15 protein-coding genes and 1 tRNA gene are annotated in these 16,914 nt (G+C 63.2%); all 16 read right to left on the bottom strand.

All coding sequences use genetic code 11. The features are described from left to right. Positions 1–43: 43 nt before the first annotated feature. The 16 genes from nuoM to EL255_RS11840 all read right to left on the bottom strand — a co-directional run bounded on the left by nuoM (position 44) and on the right by EL255_RS11840 (position 16,899). Positions 44–1,561 carry an NADH-quinone oxidoreductase subunit M gene (nuoM, locus tag EL255_RS11915; protein ID WP_042652383.1) on the bottom strand — a complete coding sequence of 506 codons (1,518 nt, stop codon included), beginning with the start codon at positions 1,559–1,561 and terminating at the stop codon, positions 44–46. 89 nt (positions 1,562–1,650) lie between these two features. Next, the gene (gene nuoL / locus EL255_RS11910; protein ID WP_042652382.1) at positions 1,651–3,498 is read right to left on the bottom strand and encodes an NADH-quinone oxidoreductase subunit L; all 1,848 of its coding nucleotides are present in this window, start codon (positions 3,496–3,498) and stop codon (positions 1,651–1,653) included. Next, positions 3,495–3,803: an NADH-quinone oxidoreductase subunit NuoK gene (gene nuoK, locus EL255_RS11905; protein ID WP_042652381.1), complete on the bottom strand. Its 309-nt coding sequence runs from the start codon at positions 3,801–3,803 to the stop codon at positions 3,495–3,497. The genes nuoL and nuoK overlap by 4 nt, the downstream gene beginning before the upstream one ends. Continuing rightward, on the bottom strand, positions 3,800–4,351 hold the full coding sequence (gene nuoJ, locus EL255_RS11900; protein WP_042652380.1) for an NADH-quinone oxidoreductase subunit J: 552 nt from the start codon (positions 4,349–4,351) through the stop codon (positions 3,800–3,802). Before nuoJ ends, nuoK begins: the two co-directional genes overlap by 4 nt. 9 nt (positions 4,352–4,360) lie before the next feature. Then, positions 4,361–4,903: an NADH-quinone oxidoreductase subunit NuoI gene (gene nuoI, locus EL255_RS11895; RefSeq protein WP_042652379.1), complete on the bottom strand. Its 543-nt coding sequence runs from the start codon at positions 4,901–4,903 to the stop codon at positions 4,361–4,363. A gap of 9 nt (positions 4,904–4,912) precedes the next feature. Further along, a complete protein-coding gene (nuoH, locus tag EL255_RS11890) occupies positions 4,913–5,881 on the bottom strand; it encodes an NADH-quinone oxidoreductase subunit NuoH (RefSeq protein WP_042652378.1) in 969 nt (322 codons plus the stop codon). Next, positions 5,878–8,607 carry an NADH-quinone oxidoreductase subunit NuoG gene (gene nuoG, locus EL255_RS11885; protein ID WP_042652377.1) on the bottom strand — a complete coding sequence of 910 codons (2,730 nt, stop codon included), beginning with the start codon at positions 8,605–8,607 and terminating at the stop codon, positions 5,878–5,880. The genes nuoH and nuoG overlap by 4 nt, the downstream gene beginning before the upstream one ends. Before the next feature lie 62 nt (positions 8,608–8,669). Then, the gene (gene nuoF, locus EL255_RS11880) at positions 8,670–10,037 is read right to left on the bottom strand and encodes an NADH-quinone oxidoreductase subunit NuoF (RefSeq protein WP_042652376.1); all 1,368 of its coding nucleotides are present in this window, start codon (positions 10,035–10,037) and stop codon (positions 8,670–8,672) included. Further along, complete coding sequence (gene nuoE, locus EL255_RS11875) at positions 10,034–10,576, bottom strand: NADH-quinone oxidoreductase subunit NuoE (RefSeq protein ID WP_042043686.1); 543 nt, start codon at positions 10,574–10,576, stop codon at positions 10,034–10,036. Before nuoE ends, nuoF begins: the two co-directional genes overlap by 4 nt. 48 nt (positions 10,577–10,624) lie before the next feature. Continuing rightward, the gene (gene nuoC, locus EL255_RS11870; protein WP_042652375.1) at positions 10,625–12,430 is read right to left on the bottom strand and encodes an NADH-quinone oxidoreductase subunit C/D; all 1,806 of its coding nucleotides are present in this window, start codon (positions 12,428–12,430) and stop codon (positions 10,625–10,627) included. 2 nt (positions 12,431–12,432) lie between these two features. Beyond that, a complete protein-coding gene (locus tag EL255_RS11865) occupies positions 12,433–13,107 on the bottom strand; it encodes a NuoB/complex I 20 kDa subunit family protein (RefSeq protein ID WP_042652374.1) in 675 nt (224 codons plus the stop codon). A 29-nt stretch (positions 13,108–13,136) separates the two neighbouring features. Further along, entirely contained in the window at positions 13,137–13,541 is a 405-nt protein-coding gene (locus EL255_RS11860) for an NADH-quinone oxidoreductase subunit A (RefSeq protein WP_042652373.1), read from the bottom strand. A gap of 258 nt (positions 13,542–13,799) precedes the next feature. Next, the gene (locus tag EL255_RS11855) at positions 13,800–14,675 is read right to left on the bottom strand and encodes a flagellar motor protein MotB (RefSeq protein ID WP_042652372.1); all 876 of its coding nucleotides are present in this window, start codon (positions 14,673–14,675) and stop codon (positions 13,800–13,802) included. Continuing rightward, positions 14,653–15,411, bottom strand: coding sequence for a flagellar motor protein (locus EL255_RS11850; RefSeq protein ID WP_042652371.1), 759 nt, complete (start codon positions 15,409–15,411; stop codon positions 14,653–14,655). The genes EL255_RS11855 and EL255_RS11850 overlap by 23 nt, the downstream gene beginning before the upstream one ends. Positions 15,412–16,017: 606 nt before the next feature. Beyond that, positions 16,018–16,105, bottom strand: a tRNA-Ser gene (locus EL255_RS11845). Between the two features lie 176 nt (positions 16,106–16,281). Beyond that, a complete protein-coding gene (locus EL255_RS11840; RefSeq protein ID WP_042652370.1) occupies positions 16,282–16,899 on the bottom strand; it encodes a TPM domain-containing protein in 618 nt (205 codons plus the stop codon). Between the last annotated feature and the right edge of the window lie 15 nt (positions 16,900–16,914).

Below are 16,914 nucleotides of genomic sequence, written 5' to 3'. Positions count from 1 at the left end.
GACAGTGCTCCTGACGTGGACGAAGAAGGCGAAAGAGAAAGCATCATTGCAGCGCTCCTGTGCTTGGCAGCGCATACCAGTGCAGCACGCTCAGCAGGCTGCTGCTGGCGGTGTCGAGCACGGGCTGGGGATAGAGGCCGAGCAGCACCAGCAGGCCGGCGATGGTGAGCATCATGGCCAGTTCCCGGCCATCCAGCCCCTTGAGCGGCTTCTCATCCTTGGGCGCACCGAAGCAGGCCCGTTGCAGCATGATGAGGGAGTAGACCGAGGCCAGTACCAGACCGAAGGTGGCGATGACGGTGATGACCGGGGCCACCTGGAAGCTGCCGATGAGGATCAGGAACTCGCCGATGAAGTTGCCGGTGCCCGGCATGCCGAGGGAGGCCGCCGAGAAGAACAACATCACCCCTGGCAGGTAGCGCAGTCGGCCCCAGAGGCCGCCCATCAGGCGCAGGTCCCGGGTGTGCAGCCGCTCGTAGAGCTGGCCGCACAGGATGAACAGGCCGGCGGCGGAGAGGCCGTGGGCGATCATCTGCACCACGGCCCCTTGCAGCGCAAGCTCGCTGCCCGAGTAGATGGCGATCATCACGAAGCCCATGTGGGAGATGCTGGTGTAGGCCACCAGCCGCTTGATGTCGGTCTGGGCGAACGCCAGCAGGGCGCCGTAGACGATGCCGAACAGGCCAAGGAGCATGGCGTAGGGGGCGAACTCGGCGGAGGCCTCGGGGAACAGCGGCAGGGTGAAGCGCAGCAAGCCGTAGGCGGCGGTCTTCAGCAAGATGCCCGCCAGATCCACCGAGCCCGCGGTCGGCGCCTGGCTATGGGCGTCCGGCAACCAGCCGTGCAGCGGCACCAGCGGCATCTTGACTGCGAAGGCGACGAAGAAGCCCAGCATCAGCAGCCACTGCACGCCCATGCTCATCGGGGTGTTGAGCAGGTCGAGGTAGTTGAAGGTGAAGACACCGGTGGCGGCGTGGTGGGTCAGCACCAGCCCGAGGATGGCGACCAGCATGATGAGGCCGCTGGCCTGGGTGTAGATGAAGAACTTGGTGGCGGCGTTGATCCGGGATTTGCCGTCGGTGACCGAGTGGCCCCAGAGCGCGATCAGGAAGTACATCGGCACCAGCATCATCTCCCAGAAGAAGAAGAACAGGAACAGATCCACCGCCATGAAGACGCCGAGCACGCCGCCCAGGATCCAGAGCAGGTTCAGGTGGAAGAAGCCGATGCGCTGCACTATCTCCTTCCAGGAACAGAGGATGGCCAGTACGCCGATGAAGCTGGTGAGCATCACCATCAGCAGGGAGAGGCCATCCACCGCCAGGTGCAGGGAGATGCCGAAGCGGGGGATCCAGGGCTGTTGCCACTCGGCCGCCCAGACCGGGAGGCCCGGGTTGGCGAGGGAGAAGTCACCGCTGAGCCAGATGGCACCGGAGAGCAACAGGCAGGCGCTCATCGACAGCAGCGCCACCCAGCGAACGAATTGCCCACCGAGCCGCTCCATCTGCCAGCAGAGCAAGCCGCCGATAAAAGGAATTAACAAGATCCAGAGTAAGGTCACGATATCAGCTCTCGTCTATTTGCTAGTCATGCTGCTAGCTGCAGTGCAGGCCCAGCGGGCCTGCCGTGAGTTCAGGGACCGCATCGGGGTCAGCCGAGCAACAGCAGGGCCAGGATCAGGGCGGCGCCCATCCCCATGGAGGCTGCGTACCAGCGCAACTTGCCGGACACCGTCCAGGCCAGCAGCTGGTGGCCACTCTGGGCCAGCACGGCGGGCAGGTTCATCATCCGATCCAGCGGATCCTTGCCGAGCAGTCGGGTCACCAGCAGGTAGGGCTTGACCCAGATCCAGTCATATAGCCAGTCGAAGCCCCAGGCATTGAACCAGAGGGTGCTGAGCAGACGACCAGGAGCGCTCTCGGCGATCCCCTTCGCCAGGCGACGCTCGCCGAGGAACAGGAAGGCGGCCAGCGCTATGCCTGCCACGGCGATGATCCCGGAGAGGATCTCAAGGCTGTGGCGTCCCTCCTCGATGCTGTCACCCGGGCCGGCCGGCAGTACCCCGGCTAGCGGCGGCACTATCATGGAGCCGACGGCGGTGGAGAGCACCAGCAGCACCAGCAGCGGCAGCTTGTGGGCCAGGCCGTGACCGGTGTGGGCCTCGGTCTGGGCCTTGCCGTGGAAGGCGATGAAGATCAGACGGAAAGTGTAGAGGGAGGTCAGGAAGGCCCCCACCAGACCGGCCCACAGCAGGGCGCTCTGGCCACTGGCCTGCACCTGCCACAGGATGGCGTCCTTGCTGTAGAAGCCGGCGGTGACCAGCGGCAGCGCGGCCAGTGCCGAGCCCCCCACCAGGAAGCAGGCATAGACCAGCGGCAGGCTCTTGCGCAGGCCCCCCATCTTGAAGATGTTCTGCTCGTGGTGGGTCGCGACTATGACGGCGCCGGCGGAGAGGAACAGCAGCGCCTTGAAGAAGGCGTGGGTCATCAGGTGGAAGATGGCCCCCTCCCAGGCACCGACCCCGAGGGCCAGGAACATGTAGCCGATCTGGCTCATGGTGGAGTAAGCCAAAATCCGCTTGATGTCGGTCTGCACCAGGGCCGCAAAGCCTGCCAGCACCAGGGTGATGGCACCCACCAGCGCCACCAGATGCAGGATCTCGGGGGCCAGCAGGAACAGACCGTGGGTACGGGCAATCAGGTAGACGCCGGCGGTCACCATGGTGGCCGCGTGGATCAGCGCCGAGACCGGGGTCGGACCCGCCATGGCATCCGCCAGCCAGGTCTGCAGCGGCAGCTGGGCGGACTTGCCGACCGCGCCGCCCAAGAGCATCAGGCAGGCCAGCGACAGGGCAGGGGAGCCCTCGGCAAACACCACGGGGGCGCGCACCAGCAGCTCATGGATGTTGAGGGTGCCGAGCTCGCGGTAGAGGATGAACAGGCCGATGGCGAGGAAGACGTCACCGACCCGGGTCACCACGAACGCCTTGAGGGCGGCGGCGCCGTTGGCCGGGTTGCGGTAGTAGAAGCCGATCAGCAGGTAGCTGCACAGCCCCACCCCTTCCCAGCCCAGGTAGACGAACAGCAGATCGTCGGCCAGCACCAGGAACACCATGCTGGCGATGAACAGGTTGGTGTAGGTGAAGAAGCGCGAATAGCCTTCTTCACCGCGCATGTACCAGGAGGCGAACAGGTGGATGAAGAAACCCACCCCGGTCACCACCCCCAGCATGGTCAGCGACAGACCATCCAGCGCCAGGCGGAAGGTGGGGGTGAATTCCCCCACCGACATCCACTGCCACAGGGTCTGGGTGTAGACACCGCCCACCGGCATCTTGGTCATGAAGTCGAGACCGACCCAGAGGGTGGTGAGGGCCGACAGGCCGATGCTGCCGACGCCGATCAGTGCCGAGCTGCGCTCACCGAAGCGGCCGATGGAGAAGGCCAGCACCAGCCATCCCAACAGGGGAAACAGGAAAGTCAGGTATAAGAGGCTCATCCGCGCATCTCGCTCACAGTGTCCACGTTCAGGGTGTGGTAACGACGATAGAGCAGCAGTAGTAAAGCGAGGCCGATACTGGCCTCCGCTGCCGCCAGAGAAATCACCAGTATGTACATGATCTGGCCGTCGGCCTGGGCCCAGCGGCTGCCAGCCACCACGAACGCCAGCGCGGATGCATTCATCATGATTTCGATACTCATGAGGATAAACAGCAAGTTACGGCGAATTAGCAGGCCGCACAGGCCGATGCAGAACAGGATGGCGGCCAGCAGGAGGCCGTATTCCATTGGGATTCCGTTCATGACTGACCTCCTTCCTGGGACGGGCGAGCGGTGGGTTTGGGGACGGAGAGCACTTCCCCGCTCTTGTCTTCACGACCGAGGTGATAGGCGGTGACCAGACCCGCCAGCAGCAGGATGGAGGCCAGCTCCACCGCCAGCACATAGGGGCCGAACAGGGCGATGCCGACTTCCTTGGCGCTGACGTCGGTCAGGCCGAGCTCGCCACCGGTGACCCCGAGGATGCCATAGGCCAGAAAGCCGAGCAGGACGAGGGAGAGCAGGGCGGGTCCACCCCAGGTCATGGGGGTGAGCCAGTTGCGCTCCTGATCCTGGGATGACCCCAGGTTCAGCATCATCACCACGAACACGAACAGCACCATGATGGCGCCGGCGTAGACGATCACCTGCAGGGCGCCTGCGAAGGAGGCCCCCAGGCAGAAGAAGATCATGGCCACGGCGATGAGGGAGATGATGAGATTGAGTAGCGCATGCATCGGATTGCTGGTGCTGATCACCCGCAGCGTACTGTAAACGGCGACCAGGGCCGCGGCATAAAATGCCAGTTCCATGATTGACTCCTAGGGCAGCAGGCTCTTGACATCGATGGGCTTGGCTTCGTTCTCGGCTTCCCCTTTGGGCTTGCCGTCGATCGCCATCCCGCTCATGCGGTAGAAGTTGTAGTCCGGGTATTTGCCGGGCCCGCTGATCAGCAAGTCTTCCTTCTCATACACCAGATCCTGACGGCGATACTCACCCATCTCGAAATCCGGCGTGAGCTGGATGGCGGTGGTGGGGCAGGCCTCTTCGCACAGGCCGCAGAAGATGCAGCGGGAGAAGTTGATGCGGAAGAATTCCGGGTACCAGCGGCCATCGTCCCGCTCCGCCTTTTGCAGCGAGATGCAGCCGACCGGGCAGGCCACGGCGCACAGGTTGCACGCCACGCAGCGCTCGTCACCGTCCGGATCCCGGGTCAGCACGATGCGACCGCGGAAACGGGGGGCGGCATAGACCGCCTGCTCCGGATAGCTGAGGGTCTCACGGGGCCGCCAGGCATGGGAGAACACCATCCCCAGGCTGCGTAACTGGGTGCCAACACCCTTGATAATGCTAGTAATTTTCATAGTCGTGCCTCACTGCACATTTATCAGCACTACGGCGCCGGTTACCAGCATGTTGAGCAAGGTAAGCGGTAAGCAGACTTTCCAGCCAAAGGACATCACCTGGTCGAAGCGCGGGCGGGGCAGGGAAGCCCGCAGCAGGATGAAGAACACCATGAAACAGGCGGTCTTCAGCGCAAACCAGATGAAGGGCGGCAACCAGGGGCCGTGCCAGCCACCGAAGAACAGGGTCACGATGAGGGAGGAGACCAGCACTATGCCGATGTACTCGCCCACGAAGAACAGACCCCACTTCATGCCCGCGTATTCGATGTGATAGCCGTCGGCGAGTTCCTGCTCGGCCTCCGGCTGGTCGAACGGGTGACGGTGGGTGACGGCGACGCCGGCAAACAGGAAGGTGACGAAGCCCAGGATCTGGGGCACCACGTTCCACAGGCCAGCCTGCGCCTCGACGATCTCTCTCAGGTTGAAGCTGCCGGTCTGGATCACTATCCCCATCAGGGAGAGGCCGAGGAACACCTCGTAGGAGAGGGTCTGGGCCGAGGCGCGCAGGCTGCCGAGCAGGGAGTACTTGTTGTTGCTCGACCAGCCGGCGAACAGCACGGCGTAGACCGCCAGCCCCGCGATGGCCAGGATGTAGAGCAGACCCACGTTGAGATCCGCCACCCCCCAGGTCGGGGTGATGGGCACCACAGCAAACGCCAGGATGAAGGAGGTGAAGGCGATGATGGGGGCCAGCACGAAGATCCGGCGATCGGCGAACGGCGGGATCCAGTCCTCCTTGAAGAACATCTTGACCATGTCGGCCGCCAGCTGCAGCAAGCCGAAGGGGCCTACCCGGTTGGGGCCGTAACGGTCCTGCCACAGCGCCAGCAGACGGCGCTCGATGAAGCTCATGAAGGCACCGGCCCCCACTATCCCCACCAGCACGATCAGCGCCTTGCCTACTTCCAGCAACAGGTCGATCATTTCATCGCTCATGCTATGGCCTCCTGCAGATCAGTCACATAGGCCTGGTGCAGCGCGGTCGGCAGGCCATGGGCGCCCAGCGGCAGACCGAGCAGCCCCTGTGCCAGCCGCTCGCTGACCCGCAGGGTCAACCGCCAGTGGTGGCCGCCCCAGGAGAAGGCTACCAGGTTGCCGGCATGGAGGGCGAAGCGGGCGGCGTCGCTCGGGTTCAGCACCAGCTCGGGGGCGGCCATGCGCGCCTGGATGACAGGGCTGCGCGCGGAGAGCTCTTCCCCGCCAAAGAGTTGCTCGTAGCTCACCACCTGCAGCGCCGCCTGGGCGCCGAAGGGGGCGGGGATGGTGTCGAACCAGCCGAGGCTGTCTTCACCCGGCTCTAGCAGACGGCGACCGGGATCGCCGGCTCGCAGGTTGCCACCCACCTCGCTCTGGAACTTGTTCCAGGCAGAGGGGGAGTTCCAGCCCGGCGCCCAGGCGAACGGCACCTGTTGCATCGGCTGACGGGCACCGGCGTAGCCTTCCATGGAGAAGCTGAAGGGGGAGTCCGGATCCTGAGCCACCCTGGGCTCGCTCACGTTCTGATCCGCCAGCATGGAGGTGCGGCCGCTGTAGCGGTGCGGCTCGCGGGCGAGCTTCATGCCACGGATGCGCAGCCCGGCGTTGGGCGCGGCCTCCAGCATGGCGGCCAGCAGCGGCACTGAGGCGGCGCAGGCGGCACTCACCTCGTCGAAGGTGGTCCAGCGCAGCGGCGTGTGATCCAGCGCCCCCTGCAGCGCGGCCAGCCAGCGCCAGCTCTCGCGTACCTGGATGTCGGCGTCGTAGAAGGCGGCGGCATAGACCTGGAAGAAGCGCTGGGCGCGACCTTCCATGTTCACCAGGGTACCGTCGGCCTCGGCGAAGCTGGCGGCAGGCAGCACCAGGTTCGCCTGCTGGGCGGTCTGGGTGTCCTGATGATCGACCACCAGCAGATGCTGCAGGCGCTTGATGGCGGCATCGACCCGGTTGCGCGGAGCGCGGCGATAGAGATCGTTCTCCAGGGTGATCAGCGCCAGCTTCTCCTCCCCTTCGATACGGCTCAGGGCGGCTTCCAGCGGCGCTTCCGATGCGGCCAACATGGCCAGCCCCAGGCTGTTGGCTTCCTGCGCCACCAGCGCCAGGCTCACCTCCTGGGCACGACCCTTGAGGGCGCGCGCTATGTTGCTGGCCGCCTCGAGCAGGGCCTGGGAGCGGGCGCCGGAGCCGGCGATGATGAGCGGCTTCTTGGCATTGCCGAGCAGCTCGGCCCAGCGCGTGGCCAGGGCCTGCTGATCGGCACTCAAGTCGTGCGGGGTCGGGGCCGAGCCATCAAGCAGGTGGGCGATGGCGAAGCCGAGCCGGGCCTGATCGGCGTGGGGCGCATGCAGTGTGCCGCTGGCCACATCGTCGAGGCGGGTCTGATCCAGGCTGGTGATGAGCAGCGGGTAGCGATCGTTCTGCGCCAGGGTCTGCACCGCGGCGACCTGCCACAGGTCCACCTTCAGCTTGCGGGCGAGCTCGCGGCCCTTGCCCTTGACCGCCTGGCGCAGGGCCAGGGCGATGCGGGCGGCGCTCATGGTGACATCTTCACCCAGCACCAGGATGGCGTCGGCCTCCTCCATGTCGCGCAGGCTGGGGGTACGCACGCCGCCGTGCTGCAGTATATGCAGCATCTTCTGCAGGCACTCCCATTCACTCTGCTCGACACCGCAATAGAAGTTGTCGGCACCCACCAGCTCGCGCAGGGCGAAGTTGCTCTCCAGCGAGGCGCGCGGCGAGCCGATGCCGATGACACCGGCGGCGGTGCGCAGGGCATCGGCGGCGCGGTTGAGGGCGCCGTCGACCGTGATGGCGAGTCGGTCGTTGCCATCATGGAGCAGGGGCTGGCGGGGGCGGTCGGCCAGGTTGACATAGCCGTAGCCGAAGCGGCCGCGGTCGCACAGGAAGTAGTGGTTCAGCGCGCCGTGGTAACGGTTCTCGATGCGGCGCAGCTCGCCGTAGCGCTCACCCGGGCTGATGTTGCAGCCGACCGAGCACTGTTGGCAGATGCTGGGGGCGAACTGCATGTCCCATTTGCGGTTATAACGCTCGGAGTGGGTCTTGTCGGTGAAGACGCCGGTGGGGCAGACCTCCACCAGGTTACCGGAGAACTCGCTCTCCAGGGTGCCATCCTCGACCCGGCCGAAGTAGACGTTGTCGTGGGCACCATAGACGCCCAGATCCTCGCCACCGGCGTAATCCTTGTAGTAGCGCACGCAGCGATAGCAGGCGATGCAGCGATTCATCTCGTGGTTGATGAAGGGGCCGAGATCCTGATTCTGGTGGGTGCGCTTGGTGAAGCGGTAGCGACGGCTGTTGTGGCCGGTCATCACCGTCATGTCTTGCAGGTGGCAGGCGCCGCCCTCTTCACACACCGGGCAGTCGTGGGGGTGGTTGGTCATCTGCCACTCCACCACCGTCTTGCGAAACTCCTTCGCCTCTTCGTCCTCGATGGAGATATAGGTGCCATCGGTGGACGGGGTCATGCAGGACATGACCAGGCGGCCGCGCTTGTCATCGGCATTCTGATACTGTTTGACCGCACACTGGCGGCAGGCACCGACGCTACCGAGCGCCGGGTGCCAGCAAAAATAGGGGACGTCCAGACCCAGCGACAGACAGGCTTGCAGCAGGTTGTCTGCGCCGTCTACCTCGAACTCTTTACCGTCTACATAAATGGTGGCCATACAACTTCCCTGACATCAAATTAGATAAAATCCATGGCTCGCAGCAGGCATGACGCCTCGTGTTACCAGCGTTCGCCCAGCAGATTGGGCTGGATACCCTTGAACAGCTTGTGATTGTCATGGGGGGCCTTGACCCCGGCCTCGAACTCGGACCTGAAGTACTTCATCGCACTGCCAAGGGGCTCGACGGCGCCGGGGGCATGGGCGCAGAAGGTCTTGCCCGGGCCGAGGAAACTGCACAGCTGCTCCAGGGTGGCGAGATCCTCGGGTTGGCCCTCGCCGCGCTCCAGTGCCCGCAGCAGCTTGACGCTCCAGGGCAGGCCGTCGCGGCAGGGGGTGCACCAGCCGCAGGATTCACGGGCGAAGAACTCTTCCATGTTGCGCAGCAAGGAGACCATGTTGACGCTGTCATCCACCGCCATGGCGAGGCCGGTGCCCATGCGGGTGCCGACCTTGCCGATGCCGCCCGCATACATCTGGGCGTCCAGGTGTTCGGGCAGCAGGAAGCCGGTGCCGGCGCCGCCCGGTTGCCAGGCCTTGAGGCGATAACCGGCCTTCATGCCACCGGCGTAGTTCTCAAACAGCTCGCGGGCGGTGATGCCGAACGGCAGCTCCCACAAGCCAGGATTATTGACCTTGCCGGAGAAGCCCATCAGCTTGGTGCCGTGATCCTCCGAGCCCGGCAGCGCCAGCCCCTGATACCAGGCCACGCCGTTGCCTATGATGGCGGGTACGTTGCACAGGGTCTCGACGTTGTTGACGCAGGTGGGCTTGCCCCAGACGCCGGAGACGGCGGGGAAGGGGGGCTTGGCGCGCGGGTTGGCGCGGCGCCCTTCCAGGGAGTTGATCAGCGCCGTCTCTTCGCCGCAGATGTAACGACCGGCGCCGGTGTGGACGAACAGCTCGAAGTCGAAGCCCGAGCCCAGGATGTTCTTGCCGAGCAGGCCGGCGGCCTTGGCCTCTTCCACCGCACGGCGCAGGTGGATGGCGGCATCCACGTACTCGCCCCGCAGGAAGATGTAGCCGCGGTAGGCCTTGAGCGCCTTGGCGGAGATGATCATCCCCTCGATCAGCTGGTGGGGCAACTGCTCCATCAGCAGCCGATCCTTGTAGGTGTTCGGCTCCATCTCGTCGGCGTTGCAGAGCAGGTAACGGATGTTCATGCTCTCGTCTTTGGGCATCAGGCCCCACTTCACCCCGGTGGAGAAGCCGGCGCCACCGCGGCCCTTGAGGCCCGCGTCCTTGACGGTGCTGACGATCTCGTCAGGGCTCATCTGGCCCAGCGCGCGGCGGGCGGCCTCGTAGCCCTGCTTGGCCTGGTACTCCTCGATCCAGACCGGCTGGCCATCGTCGCGCAGCCGCCAGGTGAGGGGATGGGTCTCGGGGGCACGGGGGGTGCGGTTGGCGGTGCCAAGGGATGCCAGGCTCATGGGTAAGCCTCCAGGGTTTTAAGCAAGCCGATCGCATCCAGCCCGCCGAAGGTGTCGTCGTCGATCATCAGCGCCGGCCCCTTGTCGCAGTTGCCGAGGCAACAGACCGGTAGCAGGGTGAAGCGGCCGTCGGCCGAGGTCTGACCAGGGGCCAGATCCAGCACATCTTTCAGACCCGCCAGCAGCTGCTCATGGCCGTTGATGTAACAGACCATGCTGTCACAGACACGGATGATGTGGCGGCCGACCGGCTGGCGGAAGATCTGGCTGTAGAAGGTGGCGACCCCTTCCACGTCGCTGGCGGGGATGCCCAGCTCGGCGGCGATGGCATGGATGGCACCGTCCGGTACCCAGCCGCGCGCCTGCTGCACTATCTTGAGTGCTTCGATGCTGGCGGCGCGGGGATCTTCGTAGTGGTGCGTCTCATGCAAGATGGCGTCGCGCTCGGCCTGGCTCAGGGCGAATCCGTCGCCCTTGCCCTGACACGCACTCTGTCCCGCTGAGGACGATGTATTTTTGCACTGACATTGCTGGCTCATGACTTAACCTTTTGTCGTTTATTCTTCTTGTCCCGTCACTGCGGGGACTTAACGATCCACATCCGACATAACGAAATCGATACTGCCCAGGTAGACGATGAGATCCGACACCATCTGGCCGCGGATCACCGAGGGGATCTGCTGCAGGTGGGCAAAGCTCGGGGTGCGGATCCGGGTCCGGTAGCTCATGGTGGAGCCGTCGCTGGTCAGGTAGTAGCTGTTGATCCCCTTGGTCGCCTCTATCATCTGGAAGGACTCGGCGGCCGGCATCACGGGCCCCCAGGACACTTGCAGGAAGTGGGTGATCAGGGTCTCGATGTCCTGCAGGGTGCGCTCTTTTGGCGGCGGTGTGGTGAGCGGGTGATCCGCCTTGAACGGTCCCTCCGGCATGTTCTTCATGCACTGCTCTATGATGCGCATGCTCTGGCGGATCTCCTCGATGCGCACGGTGGCGCGATCGTAGGCATCGCCATTGCTGCCCACCGGCACCTCGAACTCGAACTGATCGTAGCCGGAGTAAGGGCGCCACTTGCGCACATCGAAGTTGAGGCCGGTGGCGCGCAGACCGCCGCCCGTGGTGCCCCAGGCCAGCGCCTGCGCGGTGTTGTAGGCGGCGACGCCTATGGTGCGACCGCGCAAGATGCTGTTGCGCATGGCGGCCTTCTCATACTCCATCAGCCGCTTGGGCAGCCAGCTCAGCAGGTTGTCCTGGATGAGGCGGGCCCAGCCGATCGGCAGATCGTGCGCCACGCCGCCGATGCGGAACCAGGCTGGGTGCATGCGCGCACCGGTGATGGCCTCGATGATGAGATAGATCTTCTGCCGGTCGGTGAAGGTGAAGAACACCGGGGTCATGGCCCCCACGTCCTGGATATAGGTACCGAGGAACAGCAGGTGGCTCTGGATGCGGAACAGCTCCGACATCATCACCCGGATCATGTCGACCCGGTTGGGCACGGTGATCCCCGCCAGCTTCTCGACCGCCAGCACATAGGGCAGGTTGTTCATCACCCCGCCCAGGTACTCGACCCGGTCGGTGTAGGGGATGTAGCTGTGCCAGGACTGGCGCTCGCCCATCTTCTCGGCACCCCTGTGGTGATAGCCGATGTCGGGCACGCAGTCGCGGATCTCCTCGCCATCGAGCTGCAGCACCAGCCGGAAGGCGCCGTGGGCGGAGGGGTGGTTGGGGCCGAGGTTCAAGAACATGTAGTCCTCGTTCTCGTTGCCCCGGCTCATGCCCCACTCTTCCGGCTTGAACAGCAGGTTGTCCTGCTCCTGATCCTGCTTGACCGCGTCGAGCATGAAGGGATCGAACTCGGTGGCCCGGGCCGGGTAATCCTTGCGCAGCGGGTGACCCTGCCAGCTCTTGGGCATCATGATGCGGGTGAGGTGGGGGTGGCCATCGAAGGTGATGCCCATCAGATCCCAGACTTCCCGCTCGTACCAGTTGGCGTTGGGGAAGTGGCGGCTGATGGTCGGCAGGTGCAGATCGCTCTCCATCAGCGGCACCTTCAGCATCACATCGGCGTTACGATCGATGGAGATGAGGTGGTAGAAGACGGTGAAGTCGCTCTCGGGCAGGCCGTGGCGATGGCTGCGCATCCGCTCGTCGGTGGCGCTCAAGTCAAACAGCATCACGAAGGGGGAGGGGAGCTTTTGCAAGAAGCTGACCACATCCAGCAGCAGATCGCGGGATAGCCAGAGCACAGGCACCCCGGTACGGGTGGTCTGGACGGTGAAGCGCTCGGCGCCGAAATGGGCAAACAGCTCGCCGACCACCTGGGCATCGGCGTGATCGGAGGGCTGCCATTGGGCCATGCTGTAGTTATTGGGAAACTCTCGGGTCAATTTCATGGTCAGATCTCATCCGGCGTGCGCAGGTTGGTGACTTGGATGCGCTCTTCCCGCTTGCGATCCTTCTCGGCCGGCATCTCGGGGCGATAGATCCCCTGATCGCCCACCACCCAGGAGAGGGGGCGACGCTCCTTGCCGATGGAGTCCTGCAACAGCATCAGGGCCTGCAGGAAGGCCTCGGGGCGGGGCGGGCAACCGGGAATATAGACGTCGACCGGCAGGAACTTGTCCACACCCTGCACCACTGAGTAGATGTCGTACATGCCGCCCGAGTTGGCGCAGGCGCCCATGGAGATGACCCACTTTGGCTCGAGCAGCTGTTCATACAGGCGCTGGATGACGGGGGCCATCTTGATGAAGGGGGTGCCGGCGATCACCATGAAGTCCGCCTGGCGTGGCGAGGCACGAATGACCTCGGCGCCGAAGCGGGCCACGTCATGGGGGGAGGTGAAGGCGGTACACATCTCGACATAGCAGCAAGAGATACCGAAGTTGTATGGCCAGAGCGAGTTCTTGCGGCCCCAGTTGACGGTGTCTTGCAACACCTCCTCGAGCCGCCCGATCATGATGCCGCGGCTCGCCTGTTGCGCCAGCGGATCATCGACGGTCTGGCGCTGTTCCTGGGGGTAGCGCTCAACGGGCGCATCCGGGTCAATCCGGGTCAGGGTGTACTTCATGGTGCAACCTCAAAGGGATAATCGGTAAATCAGTCTGGCTTCTTGTCAGTCAGGACGCGCTTCTTCGGGGCCCAGTCGAGGGCACCGATACGCCACAGGTAGATGAGGCCTACCAGCAGCAGGGTGATAAAGATGGTGGCTTCGATGAAGCCGACCCAGCCACTTTCCCGTACGGAAACGGACCAGGCGAAGAGATAGAGCGCCTCGACGTCGAAGATGACGAAGAACATGGCGACCAGATAGAACTTGGCGGAGAAACGCAGACGGGCGTTGCCGACGGATTCGATGCCGGATTCGAAGGGTCGGTTTTTGGCGCGGCCATAGGCTCGCCCCCCCAGCAAGGCCGCGACGCCTATCATGGTCAGGCAGATGCAGATGGCCCCAATGACATAGACAGCAAAGGCCCAATGCTGGACAGCAATATCAGCAAACATAGGAGTTTTCCCTAACCGAATTAATCATGTGACTTAACAAGGATGCTACGTATTATGCCAGTTCCATACTGATTTACATGTCATTTCAAAGGATTAATTATTAATCAGCGGGAGGAAAATCGCTTTTTGCTAGCAAGGTCAATCTTCCTGTTTGAGAATCATTTTCAATCGCTTTTACGGGGTAAGGAAAATGGCAAGTTCGCTTGAAAAATAAACTAATCGGAAAAACGAAAGACCCCGCAATGCGGGGTCTTTTCATCAGGGGGCCAGGAGGGGAAGGGCTTGTTCCGCCGCCTTGCCCTGGGAGAGCACTATCTCCACCCGCCGGTTGGCTTGCCGGTGTGCAGCTGTGTCGTTGGCATAGCGAGGCTGGGTGTCGGCCACGCCCTGGGCCACAATCCGTCTGGCATCGAGCTTGGGGTTGGTCAGCAGGATATGGACGATGGCAGCGGATCTGAGCACCGACAGCTCCCAGTTGTTGCGATAGAGCTCCACCGCTGTCAGCGAGTTGTCGGTGTGGCCGGTCACCACCACCATGCCGGGGATGTCGGCCAGCACATCGGACACCTTGTTGACCAGGGGAATGAACTGGGGCTGGAGGAAGGCCGAGTCGGCGGGGAACAGGCTCTTCTCGCCGATGCGGATCACCAGCTGGCTGCCGAGCTGCTCCACCTCCAGATCCTTGGACTCAATCTGGTTCTTGAGCTGCTGCTCCAGCTTCTGCTTGGTGAGGGTGGCCCACTCCTGCTCCTTGGTCTTGTGCGGCCAGGCTTCGGTCGCACTGGGTTTCTCCGAGGCGCCTATGGTCTCGTTGAAGGGATCGGCGGCCGAGGTGGGGGCCTCCGTCTCCAGCACCTTCTCCTTGTCTGAGGTCCCCGGAGTGGTCTTGGACTCGGGCTCCAGGATGCCGGTGCCGCCCTGCATCACGGGGGAGCCGGCGGGCAGGGAGATGAGGCCGATCTTGCCGAGGGATTCGATGAAGCCCTGGATCAGCACCCGGGTCTCCGACTGCTTGGCCATGGCGAAGGAGTAGAGCACCACGAACAGGGCGAACAGCAGGGTCATGAAGTCGGCATAAGAGACCAGCCAGCGCTCATGGTTCTCCGGCGCCTCAGCCTTTTTCTTTTTCGCCACCGTGGCCTCCGAGGTAGGGTTCCAGGGTCACTTGCAGCCGCTGTTGCGACTCGCCGTCGACGATGCAAAGGATGCCGGTCAGGGTCATCTCCTTGTAGTGGCGGATCTGGTGGGCGAAGCCCTTGTAGCGATTGCCAAACGGCAGGAAGATCAGGTTGGCGGCGCCGACCCCGTAGATGGTGGCGATGAAGGCCACCGCGATGGCGCCCCCCAGCTTGTCGGGCTGATCGAGCAGCCCCATGGCATGGATCAGGCCGAACACGGCACCGACTATCCCCATGGTCGGGCAGTAGCCGCCCATGGCCTCGTAGAATTTGACGGTCTGCTCGAGATCTTCCTGCTCGAACTCAATCTCGTTCTCCAGTACCTCGTGGATTTTGGTCTTCTCGTAACCGTCGACCATCATCTGCACCCCCTTCTGCAGGAAGGGATCCTTGATGTCGTCGATCATGCCCTCCAGCGCCAGCATGCCGCTGCGCCGCGCATTGCCCGCCAGGGTTTCCAGCAGTTGGGCCTGCTCCAGCATGTCGAGCTTGAGGGGAGTAAGCAGCCACTTGAAGCGTTTGAAGGTTTTACCGACGACGGAGAAGGGGAACTGAGTCAGGGCGGCCCCCACGGTTCCCCCGATCACGATGAGGAAGGCGGGCAGATCGAGCAGGGCGCTCGGATGCCCGCCCTCGATCATGTTGCCACCCAATATGGCTGCCAAGGCAAATAGCAAACCGATCAGACTCATGTATCCAGATCCCTATGTATTGAATGCGGCTAGTGTAGCCATTTAACTATCAGTTTTTCAAAACGATATCCAATCGATGAACAATATCTGAGAGGCCAAACCGACGCCGGCATCCCCCTTGTTTTCGGCCGGGGAGAGAGAATCATGAGGGGAAGGGGAGAAAGTGGTTTTTACAGTCGAGTCGAGCAGGGGAGAGGCGGTGGCAACCAGGGGGGGCCAGCCAGCAAAGCCCGGCTGGGGGGGTATTACGATGGAGTGTTCAATCGGGATTACACACGCTCCCCATGGGCAGCTTTTGGCCGTCCGGGAGGGTGACCACCACCTTGCTGAAGCAAGGGGTGCTTGCGTCTTCGGCCATCGGATAAAGCAAAAGGGCCCGTCTTGCGACAGGCCCTCAAAGCAAAAACCCGACCATGAGGTCGGGTTTTACTGTTTGGCGGTGGGTCGGGATTGACTCGCGCCATCCCTGGCGCTCGCCCTGCGGGCAGCCTGCGGCTGTCCAAGGGGGCTGTCCTGCCCCCCTTGTCGAACCAGGGTTAGAACCGAGCCGCCCATCACCGGATAAAGCAAAAGGGCCTGTCTTGCGACAGGCCCTTTTGCTTTATTTGGCGGTGAGGGAGGGATTCGAACCCTCGATACGTTGCCGTATACACACTTTCCAGGCGTGCTCCTTCAGCCACTCGGACACCTCACCAAATTTTTGTCTGCTGTTTAAGGTGTTCAGCCAACACCGGTTCGTTGCGCCATTGCGCCGGAACGGGGCGTAATTTAGGGGAAAGCTGACCCGGGGTCAAACACTTTTCCCCTTATTTTTCAGAATCTTTATCGAATGCCTATCCCTTGAACAGAATGCCGGTTTTTTACACCAGTTCAGGGTTTGTCCAGGATGATCAGGCTGTCGGGCAACTCGTTCTGATCCCGGGTGGCCGGGAACGCATCGGTCAGGATGGCGCTGGTACGCTCCACACACTCGAGGAAACCCTGCTCCACCTCCTTGTTGCGCACCCGCACCACGAAGTCGTCGATGATCTGCTGCCACTGCGCGTTGTCGATGTGCTGGGCGATGCCGTCGTCCACCAGGATTTCCACATAGTGCTCGGCCACCGAGACGAAGATCAGCACCCCCAGCCTGTCCCGGGTGCGGTGCAGCCCTTGCTCGACAAACTGCAGGCGGGCCATCAGCGCGGCCCGGTGCTGGCGCACCTTCCTCGGGATCAGCCGCATCTTGATGGGGGTCCAGTGGAACAGCAGGCTGAGCAGCAGCCAGACCGACCATTGCACCAGCAGGATCTCGTACCAGCCGAGCCAGAAGCCGAGCTGGAACACCAGCAGGGGGGTGAGCATGGCCAGCAGCGCGGCCCAGAGGGTGGGGATGTAGCGATACCCATCGCTGGCCGGGGCCAGCACCGTGACCAGCTCGGCGTCCGTTGCCTGTTCGGCTTGCCGTACCCTGGCCTGCAAGGTGTGATAAAACTGTTTCGAAATCATTATGTTGTCTCTTTA

The organism is Aeromonas encheleia, from assembly GCF_900637545.1.
Taxonomy (GTDB): Bacteria; Pseudomonadota; Gammaproteobacteria; order Enterobacterales; family Aeromonadaceae; genus Aeromonas; species Aeromonas encheleia.
Note: the sequence above shows the minus strand (reverse complement) of the source record. Positions and strands in the feature narration are given on the sequence as shown.

Bases quoted from the DNA above. Each gene is read 5' to 3' on its own strand.
- nuoL (WP_042652382.1), bottom strand. From the start codon at position 3,498: ATGAGCCTCTTATACCTGACTTTCCTGTTTCCCCTGTTGGGATGGCTG.
- nuoK (WP_042652381.1), bottom strand. From the start codon at position 3,803: ATGAACGGAATCCCAATGGAATACGGCCTCCTGCTGGCCGCCATCCTG.
- nuoJ (WP_042652380.1), bottom strand. From the start codon at position 4,351: ATGGAACTGGCATTTTATGCCGCGGCCCTGGTCGCCGTTTACAGTACG.
- nuoI (WP_042652379.1), bottom strand. From the start codon at position 4,903: ATGAAAATTACTAGCATTATCAAGGGTGTTGGCACCCAGTTACGCAGC.
- nuoH (WP_042652378.1), bottom strand. From the start codon at position 5,881: ATGAGCGATGAAATGATCGACCTGTTGCTGGAAGTAGGCAAGGCGCTG.
- nuoG (WP_042652377.1), bottom strand. From the start codon at position 8,607: ATGGCCACCATTTATGTAGACGGTAAAGAGTTCGAGGTAGACGGCGCA.
- nuoF (WP_042652376.1), bottom strand. From the start codon at position 10,037: ATGAGCCTGGCATCCCTTGGCACCGCCAACCGCACCCCCCGTGCCCCC.
- nuoE (WP_042043686.1), bottom strand. From the start codon at position 10,576: ATGAGCCAGCAATGTCAGTGCAAAAATACATCGTCCTCAGCGGGACAG.
- nuoC (WP_042652375.1), bottom strand. From the start codon at position 12,430: ATGAAATTGACCCGAGAGTTTCCCAATAACTACAGCATGGCCCAATGG.
- EL255_RS11865 (WP_042652374.1), bottom strand. From the start codon at position 13,107: ATGAAGTACACCCTGACCCGGATTGACCCGGATGCGCCCGTTGAGCGC.
- EL255_RS11860 (WP_042652373.1), bottom strand. From the start codon at position 13,541: ATGTTTGCTGATATTGCTGTCCAGCATTGGGCCTTTGCTGTCTATGTC.
- EL255_RS11850 (WP_042652371.1), bottom strand. From the start codon at position 15,411: ATGAGTCTGATCGGTTTGCTATTTGCCTTGGCAGCCATATTGGGTGGC.
- EL255_RS11840 (WP_042652370.1), bottom strand. From the start codon at position 16,899: ATGATTTCGAAACAGTTTTATCACACCTTGCAGGCCAGGGTACGGCAA.